This is a genomic window from Kribbella sp. NBC_01245, from assembly GCF_036226525.1.
In the GTDB taxonomy this organism is placed as follows: Bacteria; Actinomycetota; Actinomycetes; order Propionibacteriales; family Kribbellaceae; genus Kribbella.
The window spans coordinates 1,691,863-1,716,882 of the sequence record NZ_CP108487.1 but is presented as its reverse complement, the minus strand read 5'-3'; the positions used below and the strand labels follow the sequence as shown (position 1 = coordinate 1,716,882).

General features: G+C 67.2%; 20 protein-coding genes. 9 read left to right on the top strand and 11 right to left on the bottom strand.

Translation table 11 applies throughout. The features are described from left to right. Window positions 1-5: 5 nt before the first annotated feature. The gene (locus OG394_RS07595) at window positions 6-1,331 is read right to left on the bottom strand and encodes an alpha/beta hydrolase family protein (RefSeq protein ID WP_328994277.1); all 1,326 of its coding nucleotides are present in this window, start codon (window positions 1,329-1,331) and stop codon (window positions 6-8) included. A 99-nt stretch (window positions 1,332-1,430) separates the two neighbouring features. Between OG394_RS07595 and OG394_RS07590 the strand changes: the two genes are divergently transcribed. Further along, window positions 1,431-2,075 (top strand): HAD family hydrolase, encoded by a 645-nt coding sequence (locus OG394_RS07590; protein WP_328994276.1) that lies wholly within the window; start codon window positions 1,431-1,433, stop codon window positions 2,073-2,075. Between the two features lie 116 nt (window positions 2,076-2,191). Here the strand turns inward: OG394_RS07590 and OG394_RS07585 are convergent, their stop codons facing one another. Then, on the bottom strand, window positions 2,192-3,367 hold the full coding sequence (locus OG394_RS07585) for an RNA-guided endonuclease InsQ/TnpB family protein (RefSeq protein WP_328994275.1): 1,176 nt from the start codon (window positions 3,365-3,367) through the stop codon (window positions 2,192-2,194). Between the two features lie 97 nt (window positions 3,368-3,464). Here OG394_RS07585 and OG394_RS07580 point away from each other — a divergent pair, with 97 nt between their 5' ends. After that, entirely contained in the window at window positions 3,465-3,944 is a 480-nt protein-coding gene (locus OG394_RS07580) for a VOC family protein (protein WP_328994274.1), read from the top strand. A 17-nt stretch (window positions 3,945-3,961) separates the two neighbouring features. Here the strand turns inward: OG394_RS07580 and OG394_RS07575 are convergent, their stop codons facing one another. Continuing rightward, window positions 3,962-5,260, bottom strand: a complete 1,299-nt coding sequence (locus tag OG394_RS07575; RefSeq protein WP_328994273.1) for a hypothetical protein — start codon at window positions 5,258-5,260, stop codon at window positions 3,962-3,964. Window positions 5,261-5,475: 215 nt separating this feature from the next. Between OG394_RS07575 and OG394_RS07570 the strand changes: the two genes are divergently transcribed. Further along, window positions 5,476-6,243, top strand: a complete 768-nt coding sequence (locus OG394_RS07570; RefSeq protein WP_328994272.1) for a carbonic anhydrase — start codon at window positions 5,476-5,478, stop codon at window positions 6,241-6,243. Window positions 6,244-6,286: 43 nt separating this feature from the next. Here the strand turns inward: OG394_RS07570 and OG394_RS07565 are convergent, their stop codons facing one another. From OG394_RS07565 to OG394_RS07525, 7 genes are all read right to left on the bottom strand, one after another. Beyond that, complete coding sequence (locus OG394_RS07565) at window positions 6,287-6,856, bottom strand: beta-class carbonic anhydrase (RefSeq protein ID WP_328994271.1); 570 nt, start codon at window positions 6,854-6,856, stop codon at window positions 6,287-6,289. Further along, the gene (locus tag OG394_RS07560; protein WP_328994270.1) at window positions 6,853-7,803 is read right to left on the bottom strand and encodes a sucrase ferredoxin; all 951 of its coding nucleotides are present in this window, start codon (window positions 7,801-7,803) and stop codon (window positions 6,853-6,855) included. The genes OG394_RS07565 and OG394_RS07560 overlap by 4 nt, the downstream gene beginning before the upstream one ends. Before the next feature lie 5 nt (window positions 7,804-7,808). After that, window positions 7,809-9,503: an MFS transporter gene (locus tag OG394_RS07555; protein ID WP_328994269.1), complete on the bottom strand. Its 1,695-nt coding sequence runs from the start codon at window positions 9,501-9,503 to the stop codon at window positions 7,809-7,811. After that, a complete protein-coding gene (locus OG394_RS07550; protein WP_328994268.1) occupies window positions 9,500-10,204 on the bottom strand; it encodes an LppX_LprAFG lipoprotein in 705 nt (234 codons plus the stop codon). Before OG394_RS07550 ends, OG394_RS07555 begins: the two co-directional genes overlap by 4 nt. A 4-nt stretch (window positions 10,205-10,208) precedes the next feature. Next, window positions 10,209-13,922, bottom strand: coding sequence for a DNA gyrase subunit A (locus OG394_RS40030; RefSeq protein ID WP_442914273.1), 3,714 nt, complete (start codon window positions 13,920-13,922; stop codon window positions 10,209-10,211). A 176-nt stretch (window positions 13,923-14,098) separates the two neighbouring features. Further along, a complete protein-coding gene (locus OG394_RS07530) occupies window positions 14,099-16,051 on the bottom strand; it encodes an ABC transporter permease (protein WP_328994266.1) in 1,953 nt (650 codons plus the stop codon). After that, window positions 16,051-16,809 (bottom strand): ABC transporter ATP-binding protein, encoded by a 759-nt coding sequence (locus OG394_RS07525; protein WP_328994264.1) that lies wholly within the window; start codon window positions 16,807-16,809, stop codon window positions 16,051-16,053. The genes OG394_RS07530 and OG394_RS07525 overlap by 1 nt, the downstream gene beginning before the upstream one ends. 109 nt (window positions 16,810-16,918) lie before the next feature. Between OG394_RS07525 and OG394_RS07520 the strand changes: the two genes are divergently transcribed. Genes OG394_RS07520 through OG394_RS07505 form a run of 4 tightly spaced genes read left to right on the top strand, consistent with a single transcriptional unit; the run spans window position 16,919 to window position 19,764 of the window. Next, window positions 16,919-18,187: a sensor histidine kinase gene (locus tag OG394_RS07520; RefSeq protein WP_328994262.1), complete on the top strand. Its 1,269-nt coding sequence runs from the start codon at window positions 16,919-16,921 to the stop codon at window positions 18,185-18,187. 32 nt (window positions 18,188-18,219) lie between these two features. Beyond that, window positions 18,220-18,897 (top strand): response regulator transcription factor, encoded by a 678-nt coding sequence (locus OG394_RS07515; protein WP_328996810.1) that lies wholly within the window; start codon window positions 18,220-18,222, stop codon window positions 18,895-18,897. A 20-nt stretch (window positions 18,898-18,917) separates the two neighbouring features. Next, window positions 18,918-19,316, top strand: coding sequence for a CoA-binding protein (locus OG394_RS07510; protein ID WP_328994261.1), 399 nt, complete (start codon window positions 18,918-18,920; stop codon window positions 19,314-19,316). Window positions 19,317-19,341: 25 nt separating this feature from the next. Beyond that, window positions 19,342-19,764 (top strand): TIGR03667 family PPOX class F420-dependent oxidoreductase, encoded by a 423-nt coding sequence (locus OG394_RS07505; RefSeq protein ID WP_328994260.1) that lies wholly within the window; start codon window positions 19,342-19,344, stop codon window positions 19,762-19,764. 637 nt (window positions 19,765-20,401) lie between these two features. Here the strand turns inward: OG394_RS07505 and OG394_RS07500 are convergent. After that, window positions 20,402-21,556 carry an IS30 family transposase gene (locus tag OG394_RS07500; protein WP_442914290.1) on the bottom strand — a complete coding sequence of 385 codons (1,155 nt, stop codon included), beginning with the start codon at window positions 21,554-21,556 and terminating at the stop codon, window positions 20,402-20,404. Window positions 21,557-22,604: 1,048 nt separating this feature from the next. On the opposite strand from OG394_RS07500, the gene lnt reads away from it, so the two are divergent. Together lnt and OG394_RS07490 are read left to right on the top strand one after the other, a co-directional pair. Continuing rightward, window positions 22,605-24,173: an apolipoprotein N-acyltransferase gene (gene lnt, locus OG394_RS07495; protein WP_328994258.1), complete on the top strand. Its 1,569-nt coding sequence runs from the start codon at window positions 22,605-22,607 to the stop codon at window positions 24,171-24,173. Between the two features lie 30 nt (window positions 24,174-24,203). Further along, window positions 24,204-25,013, top strand: coding sequence for a polyprenol monophosphomannose synthase (locus OG394_RS07490; protein WP_328994257.1), 810 nt, complete (start codon window positions 24,204-24,206; stop codon window positions 25,011-25,013). Window positions 25,014-25,020: the final 7 nt, after the last annotated feature.

Sequence of the window (25,020 nt, the reverse complement as noted above, 5' to 3'; positions counted from 1 at the left end):
CGGCTCTACGGGTAGAAGACGACGTCGGGGTGCCGGGCGGACGGGCCGTCGAATGCGGGGGTGTTGCGGTTGCGGAGCCATAGGTCGAAGAACGCGCGGATGTAGTCGCGCTGGGCGGCGATGGCTTGATGCGGGTGAATGCCGACTGGGGCGGCCGAGGGGATGACCCCGGCTGCGGCCAGCTGATGGAGCATCGGTGTGAGGTCGGTGTAGGTGAAGTGCGTCGACCCTTTGATGGACAGGAACCGGCGCCATCCCTTCAGTCCATACCAGAAGGGGGTGACCAAGCTGCCGAAGTATTCGGGGCCGAATCCGCCCGAAGCCAGCCACAGGAACGGCCGGTTGCCGATGCGGGCGGCGACGCGAGCCAGCTCCTTTTCGACCTCGCCGGGTCCGGTGTCCAGATCGAAATCGGGAAAGATGCTGCCGTCCAGGTTGACTCCGGCGATGATCCTGTCGTCGACGGCCATGGTCTGGGCGGTCGTGGCGCCACCGAGGGAGTGGCCGAACATGCCGATCTTGTGCAGGTCCAGGGATCTGTGCAGGCCGCTGGGCAATCGGCGGTGTTCGGCGTCGGGGTTCGCACCTGACGCGAGCGCGCCGAGCTGGTCGAGGACGAACAGCGTGTCGGCCCTGCGCCTGATCATGTCGATGTTGGGGCGTGGGAAATTGTCAGGCCTGGCCGGTTCGACCCGGCCATCGGGGAACTCCACCGCCGCGGCGTCGTAGGTCGAGCTGATGGTCACCACGACATAGCCATGACTCGCCAGGTCCTCCACCAGTGTGGTTCCGAGCTCTCGGCCAAGCCCGAATCCGGGCTCGAAGAGCACCATTGGATAGGGGCGTGCGGACCGTTTGACCGGTGCGCCCTGGCGGGCGTGCGTGATCGGGAAGTCGACTCGGTCCAGCGAGACCTGCGGCGGCGGCGGAGTGCCCGGCGGACCGTCTGGCTGTTCGAGGAACGCGGTCAGTTCTTGCCGGTAGTGCGCCAGGGCCCCGGAGGGCATCCAGGCTGCCAGGTGACCGCGGCCGGCGCCTTGGGCCGGGTACCACACGCTGATCATCAGTTCGCGCGCGTGCGGGGTGGTCCACCAGGGGTCCTGACGAGCGTGATCGACCAGATGCAGCGAGACCGTCCCGATGGCGTACGGACCAGTCGGTGCCGGCAAGCTCAGCCGCGTTCGGCTCGGCCGCCTGGCCGCCAGCGCAGTGCCACCGGCTGCTGTTGGCACGAAAAGGCCGGTGGTGAGCGCTGCGGTTCCACCGAGGAGGCGGCGACGGGTGACCCCGGTTCCACGTCGCTGTGGTAATTCGGGTGTGGTTCGGTTCATGCCGGGCAGCATCGCGGCGTACCGATGAAGAACCTGTGAAGAATCCGTCAGCCTGCTCTACAGGGTGGCCGGACCGTGGAGTGACTGAAGGAGGTAGGCATGAAGCGGTTGGCGTGCTTTGACTTGGACAACACATTGATCGATCGGGATGGGGCCTTTCGGGCTTGGGCTGAGGTGTTCACGGCGGAGCTGGGGGCGGAGGCGCTGGAGTGGTTTCTGGCGATGGACTTGGGTGGTTACCGGCCGAGGGGTGAGCTGTTCGCGGCTGCGCGGGAGCGGTTTGGGTTGGCCGCCGGTGTCGAGGAGCTGATCGCGGCGTACGACGTGGAGCATCCGACGTTCACGTGGTGTGAGCCGGCGGTGTTCGAGGGGTTGGCGCGTCTGCGGGCCGATGGTTGGACCGTGGTCGTGGTGACGAACGGCGGGACTGTGCAGCAGTCGCGGAAGTTGGCGCATACCGGGATCGGCGAGGTGGTGGACTACTCGTGCATCTCGCAGACGGAGGGTGTCGGCAAGCCGGATCCGCGGATCTTCGAGATCGCCGCTGAGCGGACTGGTACGGCGCTCGCCGGTGGTTGGATGGTCGGCGATCGGCTCGAGCTGGACATCGCCGGCGGGCAAGCGGCCGGATTGTCGACGATCTTGGTGGGGACGGATCGCGGTGGCCGTAACGCGGGGGAGGTGCGGGCCGATGTTGTCGTGGGCAACGTGGTTCGGGCGTTCGAGGTGATTGCGGGGAGTTGAGGGGACACGCCGGGTGGTGGACCCCTGCGGTGATGGGGTGCAGGGTGTAGGCGTGCCGCGACGTTGGGATGGGGATTGACGTCCTCCCCGCCGTGAACGGCGGGGATTCCAACCCACTACGCGGAGGTAGCGAGATGAGGTTCACGCTTCAACGGCACAGACCTCGTGCCTCGGCGTGCGGTCACGGCCCGTCCGGCCGCGATATTCCTTGCTGCATTCACATCAGCGTGCGCGGTGTGCCCGCAGGCAACACATCGGAAGGCCGCTTGGTTCTCGCGGTTCTCCGACGCGCAATGCCCGCATTCCGCGCACGTCTGACTCGTATACGCCGGGTTGACCTTCTCGACCCTGCCCGGCGCCTTCTGCTCCAACCGAGTGACGAGCAGTCCCCAGCCCTGACCGAGGATGCCCCGATTCAACCCGGCCTTGGCCCGGACGTTGCGGCCCGGCTGCTCGACGGTGCCGCGAGCCGAGCGGGTCATGTTGCGGATCTTGAGGTCCTCGACCCGGATCACATCGAACCAGCGGGCCAGCTCGGTGCTGATCTTCTCGACCCAGTCCTTGCGCCGATCCGCCTCCCGGGCCTTCAGTCGGGCGATCGCCACCTTGACCCTGGTGCGCCGGTTCGACCCGCGCCGGCACCGCGCGAGCTGCCGTTGCAGCCGCTTCAGCCGGGTCTGTTCAGTGGCCCGCAGCCCGGGGCACGCGAGCAGCACGCCCGTGGACAGTGCCGCCGACACGGCAACACCCCGGTCCACCCCGACCACCTCACCGGTCCCGGGCGCCGGGATCGGGTCGGGGATGGCGGCGAAGGCGATGTGCCACCGCGCCGCCGAGTCGCGGGTGATCCGGTACGACTTCGCGCCGGGTATCTGCCGCGACCAGCGGAATTTGATCCAGCCGGCTTTCGGCACCAGCACCCGGCCCCACTTGCGGTTCAGCCGCTCGACCCGCTGGGCCTGTGGCCCGACGATCCGGAACCCCTCATGCTGGCCGGCCCTGCGCCACGTCGGCCTGGAATGGGTGCCAGCAAAGAAGTTCCGCCAGGCTTGGTCAAGGTCGCGCAGTGCCTGCTGCTGCACCGTTTGCGACCCGGCCGCCAGCCACGGTTCCGCGGCGCGGGCTTCGGTCAGTTGCGCTGCCTGGGCCACGTACCCGGGGGTGGGTGGCCGTCCGGGTCGCCACATCAGCCGTTGTTCCAGCCCGAGGTTCCACACGTACCGGGCGTGGCTGCAGTGTCCCAGCAGCGCGGTCTCCTGCGCTGGGGTCGGGGCAAGCCGGTACCGGGACACCCCACCAATGGTGGCGGCTGCCACCGACACTTTTCTGAAGGGAGGGACCGGCGTTACCTCCCCGCCGTCAAGGACGGGATTTCCACGCCGGTTTTCGATGAGTAGGCCTTACGTACCGCCGGGTGGGCGGGTGCTGACGCCGTACCTGTGCTGCCGCAACGCCGCCCTTGCGATCGAGTGGTACGTCGACGTGTTCGGGGCGCGGCTGACCTATGAGCCGTACGTCGATGCCGACGGCCGGGTCGGGCATGCCGAGATCGATATCGACGGCGCCGGTCTGATGTTGTCGGACGGTTATCCCGAGGTCGGGATGACCGAGCCTTCGGCCGATCAGCTGCCGACGTACTCGATGTACCTGCACGTGCCGGATGTTGACGCCACCGTGGCACTTGCGGTCGAGGGTGGTGCACTCGTGCAGCGCGAAGCGGAGGACGCGTTCCACGGCGCGCGGGTGGCGACGATCATCGACCCGTTCGGGATTCGCTGGACCTTGGCGAAGCACTTGCACACCGTCAGCGACGAGGTCTTCGACGCGGCACGCAAGGGCTTCGCCGGCGGCGAGGACACCATCAACTAAGGCGCCCTCGCAGGCGGTCAGTTGAGGGCTGTGCGCAGGATGGCGTGGGAGCCGGCGACGATGGCGTCCCGGTTCGCCTCGTAGGTGGGGTCGGTGATCTCGGTCGTGTTGCCCGCACCGAATTGCAGCACCGGCACGTGCAAATGCCCGGCCGGCATCGACGGGTCGAGCAGCTCGCGCTGCAGGGTGTTGCGATACGCCACCTCGTTCGAGAGATAGCCACCACCCGCACCCTCGGACGCGATCGACCCGGCCGTGGGACCGGCAGGACGTCGTACCGGCGTGGTCTGCCCGGCCGGGATCTCCAGCACGGAGGTGTTCACGCGAGTCCGGAACGGCGGTACGGCGGTCGCGGCCATCTCAGTCATCGGCAGGCTGCTCGTCAGCCATTCGGGTCCGGCCGGCATGCCTGGTGCGACGACCGGAGCGGTGATGGTGCCGCCACCCCAGAGGTTGTTGTTGTCGCCGATCGATACGACCGAACGCCGTCGGCCGTTGAACACCTCGAGGTCGAACAGTCCCACGCGGCCCTGGCTCGCGGTCATCACGAGCTCGGCGTGCTGCGGCCCGGGCCGGTAGTGCGGTGCGAGCGCGTCCTCGACCATGCCCTCGTCGAAGTCGGTGTACCTGACCGGGAAGACGACCGTCTCGATCTGCACGGTCTCGCCGTTGACCTGCCAGCGGGTGCCGTCGAGCGAGAGGGCATTCGCGCCGGACGGGTTGCCGATCCGGATGTCCGCGTCGAGCGTGAACGGGTCGAACCCGGTCACCAGCACCCGCCGTACGCCGTCATCGAACCGGGTCGACGTGATGCCCCGCGAGGCGTACTCGAACGACCGGATCAGCTCAGCGCGCTGGACAGCCTCAAGTGGCTGACGCGGCTGCCATTGGCGAAGCGCTTTCGCCATTGAGATCCGCGCCCAGTACAGGCCGCGATCGTCGGTCGCGGGTAAGTCGGGTGCCGCGTGCGCACCCTGGGCGCGGCGGATCGCCGTACGCCAGAGTGCCTCGCCCTGCGCACGCACCACCACAGCGGCCGAGTGGTAACCGGGCAATGCGCAAAGGGTCCGGGTGAACTGCGAGACCTGGCGGGAGAAGCCGCTGCGTTCGAGGATCTGCGGCGGTACGGCCGGGCCGCCGGGGGAGGAGGTGTTGTCGAGTCGCTCCTCCTCGACCGTGCCGGGGATGGACGTGTCATAACAAGCACGGTCGTACGACGCGGTCGGCGCCAGCGCGACGGCCGGCAGCGAGGCGGCGAGGGCGAGCGCCGTACCGGCGCAGAGGGCAGTGGCGAGACGGCTCGGGCGGAGTGTCATGCCGTTTTTCTATCAGAGACGGGCTTTTTGGGCGATGGATGAATCCCGGCAAAGCATTGTTTGACTCCTGACTAGGCAGGTGCCGTGTCAGCTGCTTTTCGGGTCGTGGTACCACTGATCGCGGTATTCGGCAGCACTACTGTGTGTAGTGAATCGGTATACTGCATACCATCAGGGCCGCTTGAGGGGCGGCCTGGAGAAAGCAAGGATCAACGATGGAAGAACTGAACAATGGTTCGCGGCGCAATTTCCTGCGCTGGGGTGCAGCCGCGACAGTCGGTGCCGGTCTGATCGGCGCTGGTACGAGTACCGCCACCGCCCACGTGCCCATTGAGCCCGCGAGACGTGTCATCGGAGCATCCGCCGGCTCCGAGGTGCCGCAGCCGGCCGATGGTGCCGCCGCCCTACGGTTGCTGGTCGAGGGCAACCGCCGATATGCCGAGTTCCACTCGACAGATCTGAACGAGACGCCCGCCCGGCGCACGGAGGTGGTGAGCGGGCAGCACCCGTTCGCGACGATCTTCAGCTGCGTCGACTCCCGGGTGCCCCCGGAGCTGGTCTTCGACCGCGGCCTCGGCGACCTGGTCGTCATCCGTAGCGCGGGCGAGGTGCCCGACCACGCTGTCACCGGCAGCCTCGAGTTCGGTGTCGAGGAGCTGAGCACTCCGGTGCTGATGGTCCTCGGCCACCAGAAGTGCGGCGCGATCGGTGCCACCATCGCGGCGATCGAGGCCGGCGACGAGTGGGACAACCCGCCGGGTGAGATCGACTACCTGGTCAGGTCGCTCACGCCCGTGGTGAAGTCGGTTCGGCGCCATTCGGGCGACTGGCTCACCAATGCGGTGAAGGCCAACGTGATCGCGCAGCTCGCCAAGTTGCGCCGGTCGCCGATCCTTGGACCGGCCGAAGAAGAGGGCAAGGTGCTGCTCGTCGGCGGCTACTACAGCCTCGAGACCGGCCTGGTCGAGCTCCTGCATCACTAACGAAACGTCCGGGGAGCCCACGCAAGGGCTCCCCGGACGTTCGTCAGGCCAGTTGCTCGAGGAGACCGGTGTCTACGTCGTACAGGAAACCGCCGACCAGTACGTCGTCCCCGATCAACGGGTGTTCGCGCACGGCCGCGACATCGCGGTGCAGCGCTTCGGTCTGGTCGGGGATCACGGCGAGCGGCAGATACCCGGCGGGTTTGCCGGCAGCCGCCTCGACCTTCGCGCGCAACGCGTCCTCGCTCATGGCGGCCATCGCGCAGCGGGTGTGCGGGATGACGAGGATGCGCCTGACGCCGAGCAGCTGTACGCCGAGCACGAGGCCGGTCATGGTGAGTTCGGTGACGCGGCCGCCGGCACTACGCAGAACCTTCGCGTCGCCGGGTTTGAGACCGAGCAGCTCCAACGGGGGAATGCGCGAGTCCATACAGGTGACGACGCCGACGCCCGCGTGGGCGATCCCGTCGAATCCGCTGTAGCTGAAGTTCTTCGCGTAGTCGGCGTTGGCAGCGAGCAGGTCCTCGAAGCCGGCAGCGAGTTCGCGCGGCCGCACAGCTTCAGCAGGCACAGGGGATTCGGCAGGTAGGGGGGAATCGGTGTTTGAGCTCATGGCTGGTCCTTCACAACTGGTACGACGCGGCCGGCACGCAGGATCGACATGTTGAACGGCTCCTTCCCGCACGACTCCGGGCGGGGCGGATCAGCCGGTTCGGTGCTCACGGCAACAGTCCAGGCTCGGCCGTCTCGATGCTGGACGAGCACCGACTCGGGGTCTTCGTCGACCACGGTCAGTACGTCCAGTCTGGCCTCACCGATGGCCCGGCGTACAGCGATCTCGGCGGTTTGCCCGCGTTTGGACCAGCAACCGCGGCCGCGCAGGGTCTCGACGACGGTTTGACCCCGGACCGCGGCGGCGTACATCTCCAGCGCGCTTTCGGCCGTGAGCTGACCGTGGCTGCTGCCTTCGGGCAGGATCGTCGCGGTCGGCGCGAACCGGTGCCCGCCGAGGTGGTTCGACTCCCAGACCCGGCCGGGAACGGCTTCGCAAAGGGCTTGCGCGATCGGGCGGCCGAGGATGGCGCAGCACTCGTCGCGCTTGCCGTTGGTGCAGACCAGGATGATCGGGCCGTCCACCGGCTTGAGCGATGGCAGCGCGGCCATAACGGCGTCCGCGTCACCGCGAGCGAGTGCGTCGAGGTCGATGTTCAGCAGCTCGTCAGGGGAGTTGATCCGCCCGCCGAGCAACATGGTGCGCCCCGGGATGGTGCAGGCCGCGAAGACCTGACGGCTCCCCGCCGGTGGCTTGTCGTCGCCGAGGTCAGCGTGTCGTCCGGGCGTACGGATGAGGCCGAAGCGGACGTCGGCCTTCTTGGCGGCGTGGTCGATGTGGGCGCCCAGGGCCGGGTCGAGGTGACTCTGGGTGGGAGCCTTCGCGCCCCATGGGCCGGGCTGCTCGACGACCAGCCAGCCGGTCGCCACCACGGCGGTACCGGCGATCGGTTCTTCCAGCTCCCGGCACCAGGTCGAGCAGAGGCCCGGCCTGTTCAATCCGCTCACAGCCTTCACGGTACGCGAGCCGACGGCATGTCCCCATGATCCGAATCACCTACTGGACGGCGTCCCAGCAGGACGAGCGCGAGGATGGCTGCCGCGAAGGCGCAAACGGCCGCGCCGGCAAAAATGGCGTTCGCCTGGGCGATCGCGGCGTCACGCAGCGCATCCACGTACGCCCGGCAGATCCCGGCGCCACCGCAGAGCTGCTCGGCGGGCGGGATGTCGCCCGCGAGCGCGTAGTACCGGCGGAGGCCGATGGCGGTGAGCGCGGAGATGCCGACGAGCATGCCGATCATCCGGGCCACGACCACCAGCGCGCTGACCAGTCCATGCGTATCTGCCCGGGTGGCCGCGAGAATGGCCGAGTTGACGGGCGAGATCGCCAGGCCGAACCCGAATCCGCACAGCACCAGCACGACCGTCGCGGCGATTCCGTCCAGCGCGTCGCGGTCCCAGCGGGCCATTAGTACGAACATGGCGCCTGCCAACGCGAGCCCGGCGCACGTGATCGGCGCGAGGCCTACCCGCCGGGTCAGCCAGCCACCGACGACCGCGCCGACCGGCAACGCCACCAGGAAACGCACGAGCACGAGTGCCGCCGCGAGTTGGCCGCCACCTTGCGTCGTACGGGCGAAGACCGGGACGTCGACCAGTGCCGCGATCAACGCCGCGCCAACGAGAAAGCTGACCGCCAGCGAACCCCAGGCGGCGCGTGGTGCGAGAAGGCCGGGCGGCACGATCGCGTTCGGCGTACGGCGTTGCCAAAGCCAGAAGCCGATCGCGAAGACCAGGGCGGCGACGAGGAGGAAAGGGCCGGCGGGCGACATGAGCTCGCGCTCGGGATCGGCCGTTGCGAAGGCCAGCACGACGCCGGATAACGCGAGTGCGAGGAGCAGGGCGCCGGGGATATCGACCTGACGCAGTACGACGCGCGCTCCCGCGCGTCCGTGCCAGGACGCGGCGATGGCCCACGCGGCCGCGAGCGCCAACGTGACCAGACCGATCGGTGTTGCCAGGCGCGATTCGCCGGTGAACGGTACGAACGGGATGCCCAGGGTGACGTCGGTGGCGAGGCGTTTGGGGGCTATCAACGTCAAGGCGAGGGATATGCAGGCCAATAGACCCAGTGCTAGCGCGAGCGGATTCTGGGGGAGCTTTCGGCCGCGGAGGAAGAGGGCGAGTACGAGGGCGACGCCGAGGTTGAGCCAGAAGATGGCCCGCCAATCCGATACCGCGAGCACGGCCGCGCCGAGCAAGGGGCCGAGGACGGATCCCAGCTCCTGCACGGCTCCAACCACGCCCAACGGCAGGCCTCGCTTCTCGGCAGGCCAGAGATCGGCCACCAAGGCAAGGGTTGCGGGCACGAGTCCGCCGCCGCCGACGCCTTGCAGGAATCGGCCGGACACCACCAGCGGCAGGTCGTACGCCGCTGCGGTGATGAGCGAGCCGACCGCGAACAACAGCAGAGCCGCCACCAGCACCGGCGTACGGCCAACGACATCGGCGATGCGGCCGATCAACGGCAGCACCGCGATGTAGCCGAGCAGGAAGCCCGAGATGATCGGGGCGGCCCGTTGCAACTGGTCTGCCGAGAGGCCGACGCCGGTCATCATGTCCGGCAAGGCCAGCACGACCACGTAGGTGTCGGCGGCGGCGAACGCCACCGACACCGCCGCCAGGGCGAGTTTGGCGCGAGGGGTCACGGCTTGACGATCTCGACCTGTTCGCCGTACTTGTCCAGGGTCACGTCATACGCGCTGGTCGCCTCACCGTAGAACGGCCCGGTGATCGTTGCCTTGACCAACTGCTTGCTGGACTTGTCGATCGTGAACGTGCTCGGGAAGTCCTTGTCCTCGGCGGCGCCGGGGAAGATGCCGGCCAGCGACTTGCCCTGGATCGAGCCGGTCACCTCGGTCAGCACCTTCGAGCCGTCGCGCACCTCACCCTTGACCACCGGGTCCTTGACCGTGGCCAGGGCGGAGGTCAAACCCTGCTCCGGGTTGAGCAGGATGGCCGGGTCGGGTGCGCCGAGGCCGGACAGCTGCTCTGGGGTGAACGGGAGGAACTTCGGGCTGAACGACGGCTTCACGTACGTCTTGCCACCAACCGAAACCACCTCGGCGTCGATCGTTGACCCGGCCGTACGAACCGTGAGCTTGCCCTTGAACGCGGGCGCGTGGGTCGCAACGCCGTCGCCTTTGGTCAGCGCCTGCGCGCTCTCGGGCAGATCGCGCCCGGTGATCACGAAGTGCACGCTGGCCGCGTCGTCGATGGTCTTCTTGGCGTCGGCCAGCAGCGCGGCGGCGTCCTCCTTGGAGCCACCGTTGCCGCCGTCACCCTTGTCATCGGTGCAGCCAGTCAGCGCAAGCATCGCTACCGCGGCAAGCGCGAGGATCTTCTTCATGACGTCAGCCTGCCAGGTCCGCGGCGCAGGCGGCGATCGGCTGGCCCAACGGGATGCCGGAACCGTCGCGACGGCCGTCCGCCTCGGGCAGCTCGACGGGCTGGCCGCCGGACCCGCTCGCGTGCAGCGGCGCTGGGCCGGCGTACGCCAGAGTCAAACCGTCCTCACCCTTGAGGAATCGGTGGCAGCGCACGCCGCCGGTGCCACGGCCCTTGGCCGGATACTCGCTGAACGGGGTGAGCTTGACCGCGCCGATCTCCGTCCCGGGCAGGGCCGAGGACGAACCGGAGATGGTCAGGACGTGGCTCTCGCGGTTCGGGTCGAAGGCGCCGAAGAAGACGACCTTCTGCTTTGCCGCGAGCCTGATCCCGGCCATACCTCCCGCCGTACGACCCTGAGGGCGGACGAGGGATGCGTTGAAATGCAGGAGTTGCGCGTCGGAGCTGATGAAGCAGAGCTCCTCGTCGCCGGTGGTGAGCTCGATCGCGCCGACCACCTCGTCGTCATCGGCGAGCCGCACGATCTCCCACGAGTCGCGGTTGCTCAGGTGGTCCGGGACGACGCGTTTGACGACACCTTGGGCGGTGCCGAGGGCGATACCAACCGAGTCGGGGTCGAGCGTGCTCAACGCGAGGACGCGCTCGCCGGGCTCGAGTGAGACGAACTCGGCGACGGGCGCACCACCTTGCAGGTTCGGCGCGGCGGCGGTCGTCGGCACGGCCGGGAGATCCAGGGAGTCGAGGCGGATCAACCGGCCCGCGCTCGTGACCAACCCGTACTGCCCGCGCGCCGAACTGCGGATGCGGGAGACGATCGCGTCGTGTTTGGCGCGGGACTCGATCGCGCCGAACGGCTCGACGTTGTTCGTCCTGGCCAGCAGGCCGGTGGAGCTGAGCAGGATGAAGCAGGGGTCGTCGCTGACCTCGAGCGGCACGGCTGCCGTCTTGGTCGCGCCGGACGACTCCAGCAGCACGGTACGACGCGGGGTGCCGTACGTCTTCGCCATCTCCGCGAGCTCCTCGGAGACGACCTTGCGCAGCAGCGACTCGTCCTCCAGGATCGCGGTCAGCTTCTCGATCTCGCGCTCCAGCTCGGCCTTCTCGGTCTCCAGCTCGAGCTTGGAGAACTTGGTCAGGCGCCGCAGCGGCATGTCCAGGATGTAGTTGGCCTGGACCTCGGACAGGTCGTAGATGTCCATCAACCGGGTGCGCGCGGCGGCCGCGTCATCGCTGGACCGGATGATCTGGATGACCTCGTCGATATCGAGGATCGCGATCAGCAGGCCGTCCACGATGTGCAGCCGGTCCTGCGCCTTCTTGCGGCGGTGCTCGCTGCGGCGGCGGGTGACGTCGAACCGGTGCTGCAGGTAGACGTCTAGCAGCTCGCGCAGACCTAGTGTGCGCGGCTGGCCGTCGACCAGGCAGACCGCGTTGATCGAGAACGAGTCCTCGAGGGGAGTCAGCTTGTACAGCTGTTCCAGCAGGGCCTCGGGGTGGAACCCGTTCTTCACCTCGATCACCAGCTGGGTGCCGTGGCTGCGATCGGTCAGGTCCTTGACGTCGGCGATGCCCTGCAGCTTCTTCGCCTGCACCAGGGTCTTGATCTTCTCGATCACCTTTTCCGGGCCGACCGTATACGGCAGCTCGGTGATGACGATGCCCTTGCGGCGAGGCGTGACGTTCTCGATTCGCGCGGTGGAGCGCATCTTGAACGAGCCGCGACCGGTCTCGTACGCGTCCCGAATCCCTTCCAGGCCGACGATCTTGCCGCCGGTGGGCAGGTCCGGCCCGGGGATGAACCGCATCAGGTCGTCGAGATCGGCATTCGGCGTCTTGATCAGATGCCGCAGGGCCTGGATCACCTCGACCAGGTTGTGCGGTGCCATGTTCGTCGCCATCCCCACGGCGATCCCGGCGGCGCCGTTGACCAGCAGGTTCGGGAAGGCGGCCGGCAGCACGGACGGCTCTTCCTCGCGGCCGTCGTAGTTCGGCTTGAAGTCGACGACGTCCTCGTCCAGCCCCATCGTCATCGCCATCGCGGCCGGCGACATCCGGCACTCCGTATTGTGGTTTACGAAACCGCCGGCGAGGAATGAATGGTCATCGCTATCCACCCGGACTGAATAGACACTCTCAGGTGCGCGGTCCGTGACGTTGGCGACCTCGACGAAACGGTACCCCGAGTCCATGATCGCTGAGACGACGCTGAGCATCTCCGGATCTTTGAATTTGCTCACCAGCAGGCTGCGGTCGGTCTGCCAGCGCTCGAAGCGATCGAAGTTGTGCTGGACCAACCAGCTCTTTCCGGTGCCGCGGCCTGACCGGAAGGCGCTCCGGACATAGTCGGCGACATAGGGCGCGAAGTCCCGGGTCAGCCGGTGTGTGTAGCGAGGGCCGCTTCGAAGCCATGCTTCGAGCTGTCGCTTCTTGGCAGTCAGGAATCCAACCCGCTCTGCGAACGCGTGCAAGTTGTGGCGGCCCGAGATCACCAGCCGGTACTCGCCGCGCGCGTAGTGCGTCAGGTTGCTATGGATGCCGAACTCGAGCAGGAGCTCCTGAATCTCGCTGGCGAGGCGCTCGCTGTAGGTCGAATACTGAACGGTGATGGAACTGTCCGTGGCGCGGCGCACACCGCCATCGCCTTCGTACAGGGCCATCAGGAAGGCACGTTTAATGCCGACCGAACCCTGCCAAACGGTCTCCGGGATCAGCTTGTCCGCGGCCTTCAAACCGATCAGCTCGGCGAGCGGGCTATCGCGCAGGAAAGTGAGGTTTTGAACGTCGAGCTCATGGATGGTCTTCTGTGACCGTCGCAGCTTGCGCGATGAAACATACCGCGGACCGCCCACGATGCTGTCATAAGCTTCAAGGACGTAGCGAAAATACTCTTCATCCGTGCTGTTGAACCCGGCGCGGCCGGCTGAGGTGAAGCCCTCGGACACCCAACCTCCGAGAAGAGTTCCAAGCATCATCTCGTGAGCCATCGGGATGGCGGTCGACCACGCGTTCCGAGCGAGACAGACGACGGTTCCGGGTGTGATCTCGTCGAGGCGAAGCCACTGGAACACGGGGACGCCGAGGACTGGAACAAGGCAGAGCACGGGGTGATTGTGGCTGCCGCGAAGCCTGTGACCGCTCTTGGCCACCAGCTCCTTGACCGGGTGGACGCCGGAGTTGAAGAGCTTGGTGGCGCGGACCGTTTTGCCGTCCTTATCGAGCACTTCGAGATCGGAGTCGGCCTGGGAATTGTCCGGCAGGTCGACGAGATCGGCGATGCGGATCGATCGCCCGTCCGCCAGCCGGACGCGCACATCGCCGGTGAGGCAATAACGCATGGCAGCCGGTCCGTCGTCCAACGATCCAAAGTTCCCGTGGCCGTCGATCAGCGGCACCCGCATCGACCAGGGCTGCGCCGTACGCACGAGGGCGTCGTAGATCGCGCCGTCACCGTGCGGGTGGTACTTACCCATCACTTCACCGACGACGCGGGCGGACTTCACATGGCCGCGATCGGGACGGATACCGTTCTCCGCCATCGAGAACAGAATCCGGCGCTGCACCGGTTTGAGGCCATCCCGGGCATCCGGCAGCGCCCGGGAGTAGATCACCGAGTAGGCGTACTCCAGGAAGCTGGTGCGCATCTCATCGGAGACGTCGACGTCGAGAATGCGCTCCTCGAAGTCCTCGGGTTCAACGGTCTTACTGCTACGACGTGCCATGCGGGTCGACGCACTCCTCGGTGACAGCTCTATCTCGGCGGCGGCCGGGACCTGGTCTGACCCGGTCGTCGGCTGGGCTCATTGTCCCGCCCGGAGTGGCCCGAGCCCAGCAGCGACCCGGCCCAACCCCCGACTTTGGCGCCCACCCTACGACCACCCTCCGACAATTCCCGCCATCAGTCCTCCGCGCCCAGGGGACGGGTCGTTCGGAGGAGGGGGAGGGTGGGGGCTAAGGCGGCGGTGATGGTTAGGAGGAGGCAGGTGGTGGTGATGGTTAGGAGGGTGGGCCAGGGGATCGTTAGGGGTACGGCGGTTAGGCCGTCGGTCATGGCTCGGCGGAGGAGCATGCCGACGACGGCGGTGATGGCGGTGCCGAGGGAGAGGGCGACGGCGCCGACGAGGGTTGCTTCCCAGAGGACCATTCGGCGGAGTTGGGCGGCGGTGGTGCCGAGGAGGCGGGCTGAGGCGAATTCCTGACGGCGTTGCAGGCTTGCCATCAACAAAGTGTTGATAATCGCGATCGCGCTGTAGAGGGCGGCCGGGCCGAGCAGCATGATCAGGCCGAGCTGGTTGCCTTCGCGAAGGCCTTCGCTCTGCTGGCGTTCCCACTCGGTGGCCGGGATGGCCTTGATGTCGCGTTCGCGGAGTTCGCTGAGCAGAACGTCGTACGGCGTACCGGGCGCGGGTTGCACGAACCACTGCGACGGGCCGTCGGAGGTGTGCGCCTTGGCGAGCGCCATCGGCAGCAGGAGCTGGGCGTTGATTTCGAAAGCGTCCGGGAGGATCGCCACCACGCGAAGGTTGGCCGTCTTACCGTCGGTGAAAGCGACCTTCATCGTGTCGCCGAGGCGGTAGTTGTCGAACGACGAGAGCTCCTTTGCGATGGCGACGCTATTGCCGGTGAGGTTGGCCAGGGAGCCTTCGAGTGGTTCGAGCTTGCGGGTCTTCGCGGCGGCGAGCGGGTCGATCCCGGCGGCGTCGTCGAGATAGGCGTCGCCACGGTCGGTCCGGATGATCGGGAGGTCGACACCACCGTCGATGGCGCCCACTCCCGGCGTACGGGCAATGCTCTCGAACAAGGCGGGACCCGGGACGACGATCGGGGCGCGGAGGGTGTCGCGGATGATGGCGGTCGAGGCGGCGGCGGCGAAACCGAGGGTCAGCACCATCGAACCCGCGATGGCCGAGATCGCCAGGATCGGCGCGGCCAGGGAGGCGCTGCGCCGGGGCGCGGAGACGACGTTCGCCCGGGCCAGGCGTCCCGAGATCCGGGTGAAGGCGACGAACGGGACGGCCCAGAGGCGGCCGAGCGACGGCACCAGCAGCGGCGCGAAGGCCGTGAACGCGATCACCAGCACCATGGGCGCGAACATGGCCAGCGGTACGACGGCTTCGCCCGTACCCGGCCGGATCAGCGCCAGCATCGTGACAGCGCCCGCGAAGAACAGCACCCCGAGCACGATCCGCAAAACGCCAGCTTTCGGTGGCTCGAGGTCCGCTTCGCGCAGCGCGTCGATCGCGGCCACCCGACCGGCTCGTCGTGCCGCGGAACGTGCGCCGAGCAGCGCCACGAACAGGCCCGCGCCAACCGCGATGGCGAGTGGGACCCACGGACTGGCGGCGTGGAGTCGTACGGGCGCGAGTTCGGTGTACGACGCCTTCGCCAGCAAGGCGGGAGTGGCGAGCGCGGCCGCGATGGCGCCCGCCAGCGAGGCGGCGAGCGCGACGACGAACGCCTCGCCGAGGATCATCCGGCGCGTTTGGCGCGGGGTGGCGCCGATGAGCCGGAGCAGGCCGAGTTCGCGACGGCGGGAGGCCACGGCGAAGGCGAAAGTGCTCGCCACCACGAAGATCGTGATGAACCCGCTGATCGTGGCGATGATGCTCAGAATGGTCTGCAGGCCGGACACGTCGGCCGCTCCGAGCGGTACGCGGACCCAGCGGTCAGGCATGTCCCCACCGGTCACGTGGACCCGGACGGAATCGCCGGCGGGCATCTTGTACGCGATGGTGGCCGCAGTTGTGGTCGCGGCGAGTCCGAGCATGAAGACGCCGACCGCGAGCGCGACGAACGACCCGGCATAGAGCGAGCGCCCGTGCCGTACGGTCTGCCGGCTGAGGTGGAACATCAGCGCTCCAACTCGCTCATCGCGGCGGCGATCTGCTGGGCCGTGCCGTGTTCGAGCGCGCCCGCGACCAGGCCGTCGGACAGGAACAGCACCCGCGAGGCGTACGCCGCGGCGACCGGGTCGTGCGTCACCATCACCACCGTCCGCCCCGACAACTCGGTTGCCTTGCGCAACAAGTCGAGGATCTGCCGGCTGGTCCCGCTGTCGAGGGCGCCGGTCGGTTCGTCGGCGAAGAGCACGGCCGGTTCGGCGATCAACGCCCGCGCGATCGCGACGCGTTGCTGCTGGCCACCGGACAACTCGGCCGGGCGCCGCTTGGCCTTACCGTCCAAACCAACGCGCGCGAGTACGTCGTACACCTGGCTCTTGGACGGCTTGGCGCCGGTCAGACGTAGGGGGAGCGCGACGTTCTCGTAGACGGTGAGCGCGGGCAGCAGGTTGTACGCCTGGAAGATGAAGCCCATGGCCTGGCGGCGGAGTTTGGTCAGGCCGGTCTCGTCGAGCGTGGTGAGGTCGGTGCCCGCGAGTAGGACTGAGCCCTTCGTTGGACGATCGAGGCCCGCCGCGCATTGCAGCAACGTCGACTTGCCGGAGCCGGACGCACCCATCACGGCCGTGAACGTGCCGGGCGCGAACGCGTGCGTGACACCGCGCAGGGCCTGAACCGAACCGGCTTTCGAACGGTAGGTCTTGGTGATGCCGTCGAGCAGCAGCGCGGCCGCGGTCTGCCGGGGTGCCTGGATCGCGAGGGTGGTCATGAGTCCATCGAAGCCCGGTACGACGCTTTGGTCGCGGGCCTGGTCGCGACATCGAAGGTAGCGTCTGCGCTACCGCGTGATGGCATGTCGGCCGCCTATCGTGTGAATCGTGGCGACTGTGTGGAACGCGCTCGGGGCTTCGCCGTGGCGGTTCCTCACGTCAGCTTGGCCTTTGCGCTCGTATGCGTACCTGATCAGTTCGGTGCCGGTGGCCGTGCTGACGTTGGTGTTCGTGCTGCTCTTCGCTGGGGTCGGATTGGTGACCGCGCCGATCATCGTCGGGTTGCTCATCCTCGGGGCCGTGCCGGTGCTCGGCGTTCCGATCGGCAAGGTCGAGCGCTTTCGGCTGCGGCTGGTCGGCCCACCGGTCCCCAGTCCGCACGCCCCATTGCCGGACGGGGCTCGGCTGCGGGAGCGGATCGACCATTGGCGCCGGGAGCGGGCGACGCTGCGTTCCTTCGGGTACGGCATTGTGCTCGGGCTGTTCCTGCTGCCGCTGAACGCATTGGCGGCGACGATGGGCCTGGTCATCGTCTTCGTCACCATCGGCTCGCCGGTGCTGGTGTTCTGGGATCCGGTCAGCCTTGGTCCGTGGATCCTGGACTCGGTCGGGGAGGCGTTGCCGTTCGCCCTGATCGGCGGCCCGATCGCCTACGCGCTCACGTCGTACGTCGTGACGCTGCTGGTGGCGGCCGAGTCCGAACTCGCGAAGGCTCTCCTTGGTCCGCGCGAGGACGAACTGCGCCGGAGCATCGCGGCGTTGCGCCGGTCGCGGCTGGATCTGGTCGGCGCGTTCGAGACCGAGCGCCAGCGGATCGAGCGGCACTTGCACGATGGCGTTCAGCAGCGACTCGTCGGGCTGACGATGACGCTCGGGCTGGCCGAACTCGATCTGCCGGAAGGGGAGAGCCGACGGCTGGTCGTGAAGGCGCATGCCGAGGCCGAGGCGGCGCTGGCCGATCTGCGTGAGGCCGTGCGCGGGATTCATCCGCGGGTGTTGGTGGACCATGGGTTGGAGGCTGCGGTACGAGAGGTGGCGGATCGTTCGCCGTTGCCGGTGGAGGTGCGGATCGCGTTGCCGGTACGTCTGCCCGCGCCGATCGAGGCCGCGGCGTACTTCGTGGTGAGCGAGGGGCTGGCGAATGTGGCGAAGCATGCGCAGGCCCGGCATTGCGAAGTGGACGGGTGGATCCGGGATGGGCGGTTGGTGGTGAGTGTGACGGACGACGGGATCGGGGGAGCGGACCCTTCTGCCGGGACAGGGTTGACCGGGTTGGTCACGCGGCTGGACGCGTTGGGCGGCACACTCGAGCTGTCGAGCCCGATCGGTGGACCGACGCGACTGCGGATGGAGAGCCCGTGCCGGCTGGAGGACTGAACGCGGACGGCTCGCGGGTGTCGGGTGGAGGAATGAACGCGGACGGGTCGGCAGTTGGTGGGTTGAGCATTGTGCTGGCGGAGGATTCGCTACTGCTTCGGGAGGGGCTGGCGAGCATTCTTGATCGGGCTGGGCATCACGTCCGCGATGCTGTGGGTGATGCCGAGACTCTGGTGGCCGTCGTACGGAAGGACCCGCCGGATGTTGTGATCACCGATGTTCGGATGCCGCCTGGGCATAGCGATGAAGGTCTGCGTGCGGCGGCGGCGATCCGGGCTAGCCATCCGGCGGTTGGGATTCTTGTGCTTTCGCAATATGTCGCGGACGCGTATGTACCGGCATTGCTCGAGTCGACCGGGGGAGGTGGGATCGGGTATTTGCTGAAGGATCGTGTTGGGCATGTTGCGGAGTTCCTCGCGTCGCTGGATCGCGTGGCGTCTGGGGGGACGGTGGTTGATCCGGAGGTCGTGCGGCAGTTGTTGTCGCGACGGAAGAACGATGGGCCGTTGGCGGCGTTGACTCCGCGTGAGTTGGAGGTTCTCGCGTTGATGGCTGAGGGGCGGGTCAACTCGTCGATTGCGGATGAGTTGGTGGTGAGCGAGGCCGCCGTACGGAAGCATGTGGGGAACATCTTCGCCAAGCTTGATCTGTCTGATGGACTGGACCGGAGGGTGTCGGCTGTATTGACGTATCTGCGGGGGACTGGGTAGCGGTCAGTACGGTGGGCGGTGTGACCGACGAAGACGCTGTTCGGGAGATCCTTACTACTTGCGATACCTGGGCCGTGGTTGGGCTGTCGACGAATAGGAGTCGCGCGGCTTATGGGGTGGCTCGGTTCCTGCAGCGGCATGGGAAGCGGATCGTGCCGGTTCATCCGTCGGCTGAGACGGTGCATGGGGAGACGGGGTATCCGACGTTGGCGGATATTCCGTTCGCGGTTGATTGTGTCGATGTATTTGTGCGGTCGTCGCTGGCTGGGGCGATTGCGGATCAGGCTGTGGGAATCGGTGCGCGGGCTGTGTGGTTCCAGTTGGATGTGATCGATTTGGATGCTTATGAGCGTGCCACTGCCGCGGGGTTGACCATGGTGATGGATCGGTGTCCGGCGATCGAACTACCGCGACTTTGATTGTTGGGCTTACGAGAGGAATCACATGTTCACGATCGACACTGATACGGAGTTCGGCGGGCGGATTCGGACTCGTCTTACTGACGAACACGTCATCTGGCTTACGACTGTTGGTAAGTCGGGCACGCCTCAGCCGAATCCGGTGTGGTTCTACTGGAATGGGTCCGAGATTCTCGTCTTCAGCCAGGCTGGGAAGGCGAAGGTCCACAACGCCGATCGCTCGCCGCAGGTATCCCTCAACTTCAACGCCACCGAAACCGGCGGCGACGTGGTCGTCCTCACCGGCACCGCGGTCATCGACGAATCCGGCCCAACGGACGAAGAACGCGTTGCGTACAACGAAAAATACGAAAAGCCCCTCGAGGGTTTGGGCATGAGCCCGGAAAAGTTCCACGAGGAATACCCCATCCTCCTCCGCATCGCCCCCGCCAAGGTCCGCGGCTTCTAACCCCAGCACTCGGCCGCCGGCTGGGGTTCGGCGCACCCCTCACCTTTGCGTTCATTCGTCTGCATCCGCTCGCCCCTTTGTACGGCGGGTTCGGGTGGAAGCGGACGTGGGCGGGCGGATTCGGACGAATGAACGCTAATCGCCTGCCCGGTAAGGACTTCTGGCCGGTGGTGTTGGTTGCACCCGTCCCCCTGAGTTCTTGCGAATTGTCAGGCCGGTCCGGGCCGCGTCAAGGGCTCCATCGGCTGACGCCGACGCATACGCGCCCTTGACCCGACCCGAACCGGCCAGAGGCAGCGGGCTATCAGGGGGACGGGTGAGGTCTGCCCGGGTTCCAGGCCATCCCGTTCGCTGAGGTCTCCGCTGCGCAGTTCTTCGTATGCCGCCGAAGTCTCCTCGTGCATAGGTCTTCGGGTGCCGCTGAGGTCTCCGCATGCCGCTCGAGACCGGGCTCGCGCTGATGGTCAGTACAGCGCCGGGCAGATCCGCAGAGGTCTCCTCGTGCATGGGCCTTCGGGTGCCGCATGGTCGTCGCATGCCGCCTAGGTCTTCGCTCGCGAGGAGGGAGCCATTGCGAGAGTGGGTTACCACCTCGGATTGGCGGTTTCGAGGGGTCGTTGCAACACCGGGTTGGTTTCTAGGTGGTGAGTAGATCACGTAGGCGTTCGGCTGGGGTGTCCCAGTCGAGCGTTTTGCGTGGTCGCCCGTTGAGTTCTTGGGCGACGTGTTCGAGGTCTTCGGGTCCGTGGATGCTCAGGTCGGTGCCCTTGGGGAAGTACTGGCGCAGTAGTCCGTTGGTGTTTTCGTTGGTGCCGCGCTGCCAGGGGGAGTGCGGGTCGCAGAAGTAGACGGCCATGTCGGTGGCGATGGAGAACTGTTTGTGTTTGGCCATTTCGCAGCCCTGGTCCCAGGTCAGCGAGCCGCGCAGATGGCCGGGCAGGGTTTTCATCGTCGCGATGAGACCGTCGCGGACCTGTTCGGCGTCGTGGCCGCCGGGCAGGTGGACCAGCATCGTGTAGCGGGTGGTGCGTTCGACCAGGGTGGCGATCGCGGACCGGTTGTTCTCGCCCATGATCAGGTCGCCTTCCCAGTGGCCGGGAACCGCGCGATCGTCGGCCTCGGCGGGCCGCTCGGAGATCATGATCATCTCCTCGACGAACCGGTGCTGGCGCTGGCCGGGCTGGCGTTGTGGTTTGCGGCGGGTCCGTCCGGTGCGCAGCGCGGTCTGGACTTCGCGTTTGAGGCCGCCGCGGGCCTGGAAGTAGAGCGCCTTGTAGATCGTCTCGTGGCTCACGCGCATGCTCTCGTCGTCGGGGAAGTCCTTGACGAGCCTGTTCGAAATCTGCTCCGGCGACAACTTCCGCTCCAGACCCAGCTCGACCTGCTCACGCAACGCGGGATCGGTGACCAGCTTTGAGGTCTTGGGCCGGGCCCTGGCGGCCGCAGCGTCGCGGTGGGCTTGGTGGGGCAGGTAGGTTCCTTCAACACTGTGGGCGCGGATCTCACGAGAGACTGTGGACTTGTCCTTGCCGATGCCGGCCGCGATCGCGGTCAAGGTGAGTTTGTTGACCCGCCCATCGGCGATCGCCAGCCGCTGGTCCAGGCACAGGTAACGGTCGCTGATCACCGCGTCAGCTGATGGGGTCATGGAAGTGGAGTATCGGGTTGTGGTGCCGTAGTCCACGACCCGCCCATCGGGATAGACCCGCGTGTTGCCCACCCTGCGGACCCCGTGATGCCAGTCCCGCGCAGTACCCGGATGCACGCCCACCTCCTTGGCTGCGCGCGTGATGGACCAGCCCGCCTCCAGCAACTCCTCGAGGCGGACCCTGGCCTGGGTCTTGCGTTTCACGGCCCGCACCGCGGGAACCAGCCCGGCCACGACAAGGATCCGCCGGGCAGTGTCATGCCTCAACCCGCAGGCCGAACCCGCGCCAGTGATGTTCCCCGATTCCTTGAACACCGCGATGACCTGCTCCCGCAACGCATCAGTGATCACCGTGCGCGGACGCGAACCACGGCCACGAGCCCGCAAGATCTCATAGCCACGACCACGCCCGATCCCCAACGACTCACACGCAGCCGCTACCCCGACCCCCGAATCCACCAGCCGCAACAAGGCAGCACCGTGACGCTCGTTGTCCTCCACAAACGACATAACCATCACAACTCCTCAAATCGAGGTGTTGCAACAACCACGTGAACCCGCCATTCCGAGGTGGTAACCCACCTCCGGCATGGCCAGCCACTGCCCGGGCAGCCCGCTTGGCCCGAAATCGCGCGCTTCCTGAGCGGACTGGACGTTTTCCGGGCCGAAAAACGTCCAGTCTGCTCGGGAAGCTGCGCGCGCGGCCGTCGAGGTGGGTCGAGTCGTCGGGTTTGGGGCTGGTGGTCGTCTTTGTTAGTCAGACGCGACCACTCGCGGCAGGAGACCTACGCGTCCACATCCGCGGTGATCGGGCGCGGCAGCGTGCGGCGCCACCAGACCCGGTCAGACCTCACCCGGCCTCCTGATAGCCAGCCGCACTTGGCCGGTTCGGGACGGGTCAAGGGCGCGTTAGCGTCACCGTCAGGTGATGAAGCCCTTGACGCGGCCCGGGCCGGCCTGACAATTCGCAAGACTCAGGGGGCCGGGTGCAACCGACAACCCGCTCGACGTCGACATAGGCGGCGGTGTCGAGCGGCGACCGGCGACCGACGTGCGCCGCTTGGCGGATGCACCCCCTTCTTTCGTCTATAAGTCTTGTGGCTACCACGCTTTGGATACTTTCTTGGGGGTGGTCCGTTGTACCGTCGTGCGACCGGTGGCGTACCGGGGATGACCTTGAGGGGGTCTTGTGGTGAAGCAGGCCGAACAGGCTGGGCGAGTGCGCGTGCTGCCGCGGTTGTTCGTGGCGGTGGCGGGCGGTGCTGTGCTCGGACTGGCTTTCGAGCCGTACAACCTGCCCTGGCTCTCCCTGGTGGCACTGCCACTGTTGTTGATCGCCCTGCGCGGGGTATCGATCAAGGGCGGCATCCTCATCGGCGCGGGCTTCGGTATCGCCTATTACGCCGTCCTCGTGCCCTGGCTGAGCATCATCGGTGGTGACGCGGCAATCGCGCTCTCCATTTTGGAAGGCCTGTTCTACGGCGTTTTCGGCGCCTTCGCGAGCCAGGCGCTGCGCCTCAGGCTCTGGATGCTCTGGGTCCCCGCGATGTGGGTTGCCACGGAGTACGCGACCGCCTCGGTGCCGTTCGGCGGGTTCCCCTGGGGCCGGCTGGCCTGGGCCTTCGCGGACGCTTGGCCGGGACGACTCGCGGCGTACGTCGGGATTCCGGGGTTGAGCTTTGTCATCGCGTTCCTCGGGGTGCTGGTTTATGCGCTGATCTGGTCCAGGCAGGGCGTCAGCCGGGTCGGCCGGGGTGCCGCGCTGGTCGCGATCGTGGCCGTTGTCGGGCTCAGTGGCGCGCTCCCGCTGTCGATGGACGGGAACGGCAAGACCGTCACGGCCGCGATGGTGCAGGGCAACGTGCCGGGTGAGGGCCTCGAGCCGATGGGCGAGGCGCGCACGGTCACGCGCAACCACCTGGCCGCGACGTTGCAGCTCCAGCAGGACGTCATGTCCGGCAAGACCGCGAAGCCCAACGTGGTGATCTGGCCGGAGAACTCGACCGATATCGACCCCTTCAAGGACCAGCAGACCCGGACCGTGATCGAGGAGGCGGTGCGCGCTGTCGGCGTGCCGATCCTCGTGGGTGCCGTGCTCGAAGGTCCCGGGCCGAATGAGCGTCAGACGACGGGCGTGGTCTGGGATCCGGCGACGGGTCCCGGCCAGATCTACGCCAAGCGGCATCCCGTTCCCTTCGGTGAGTACATCCCGTTCCGCGAGCAACTCCTGCCGTACATCAAGCGCCTCGAGATGGTCGGCCGGCAGACCGCGGCGGGTACGACGCCGGGCATCGTGCCGATCAACGGCGTGACGTACGGCGACGTGATCTGCTTTGAGATCGCGTACGACGGGGTCGTGGCCGACGTGATCAAGGGCGGTGCGCAGATCCTGGTGGTGCAGACCAACAACGCGACGTACGGCGGCACGGGGCAGCCGGATCAGCAGTTCGCGATCACCCGGATGCGGGCCATCGAGACCGGGCGGACCGTGCTGGTCGCGTCGACGAACGGCATCTCCGGGGTCATCCGGCCCGACGGTTCGGTCGAGCACAAGTCGAAACAGGGCGTTGCGGATGTGTATGTCGCCTCGGTTCCGGTGCGCGACAGCAATACGCTGGCCACCACACTCGGCGGCTGGCCGCAGTGGGTCTTGACCGGCCTGGGGATGATGGGTGCAGTGCTCGCGCTCGTCGCACGGCGCCGGCAGCGTCCGGCATCACCGCCGGCCGCCAAGCCCAGCCCTGAAGAAGTGACCGTCTGAGCAGGCCGGATAGGTAGGAGAGCGGTAGTCGTGACCACCACAGGGGGATTCGCCGATCTCGGCCGGATCCTCGTCATCATCCCGACGTACAACGAGGCCGAGAACGTCGAGCCGATCGTCGGCCGGCTGCGCGCCGCCCTGCCGGAGGTGCACGTCCTGATCGCGGACGACAACTCCCCGGACGGCACCGGCGACCTGGCCGACAAACTCGCCGCGAACGACGACCACGTGCACGTGCTGCACCGCCTCGGCAAGGAAGGCCTCGGCGCGGCGTACATCGCGAGCTTCAAGTGGGGCCTCGACCAGGGGTACGACGTACTGGTGGAGCATGACGCGGACGGTTCGCATCAGCCCGAGCAGTTGCACCGGCTGCTGGAGGGGTTGCGGGACGCCGACCTGGTTCTCGGCTCGCGGTATGTGAAGGGTGGCTCGGTCCAGAACTGGCCGAAGTCGCGGGAGATCCTCAGCCGCGGCGGCAACATCTACACCCGCATCGCGCTGGGCGTGCCGCTGCAGGACGCGACCGGCGGGTTCCGCGCGTTCCGGCGGCAGACGCTGGAGGGGATCGGGTTGGACGAGGTCGCCTCGGCGGGCTACTGCTTCCAGGTGGATCTCGCCTGGCGTGCGCTGAAGGCCGGCTTCCGGGTGGTCGAGGTGCCGATCACATTCGTGGAGCGCGAGCTCGGGCAGTCCAAGATGTCGCAGCGGATCGTGGTCGAGGCCATGCTGCTGGTCGGGCGCTGGGGTCTCGCGTATCGCGGCAACCAGGTCCGCAACGGCTTCCGCAAGCTCACCGGTCGCAAGGCCGAGGATCGTCAAACCGCCAAACAGGGGAGCTGACACCGCC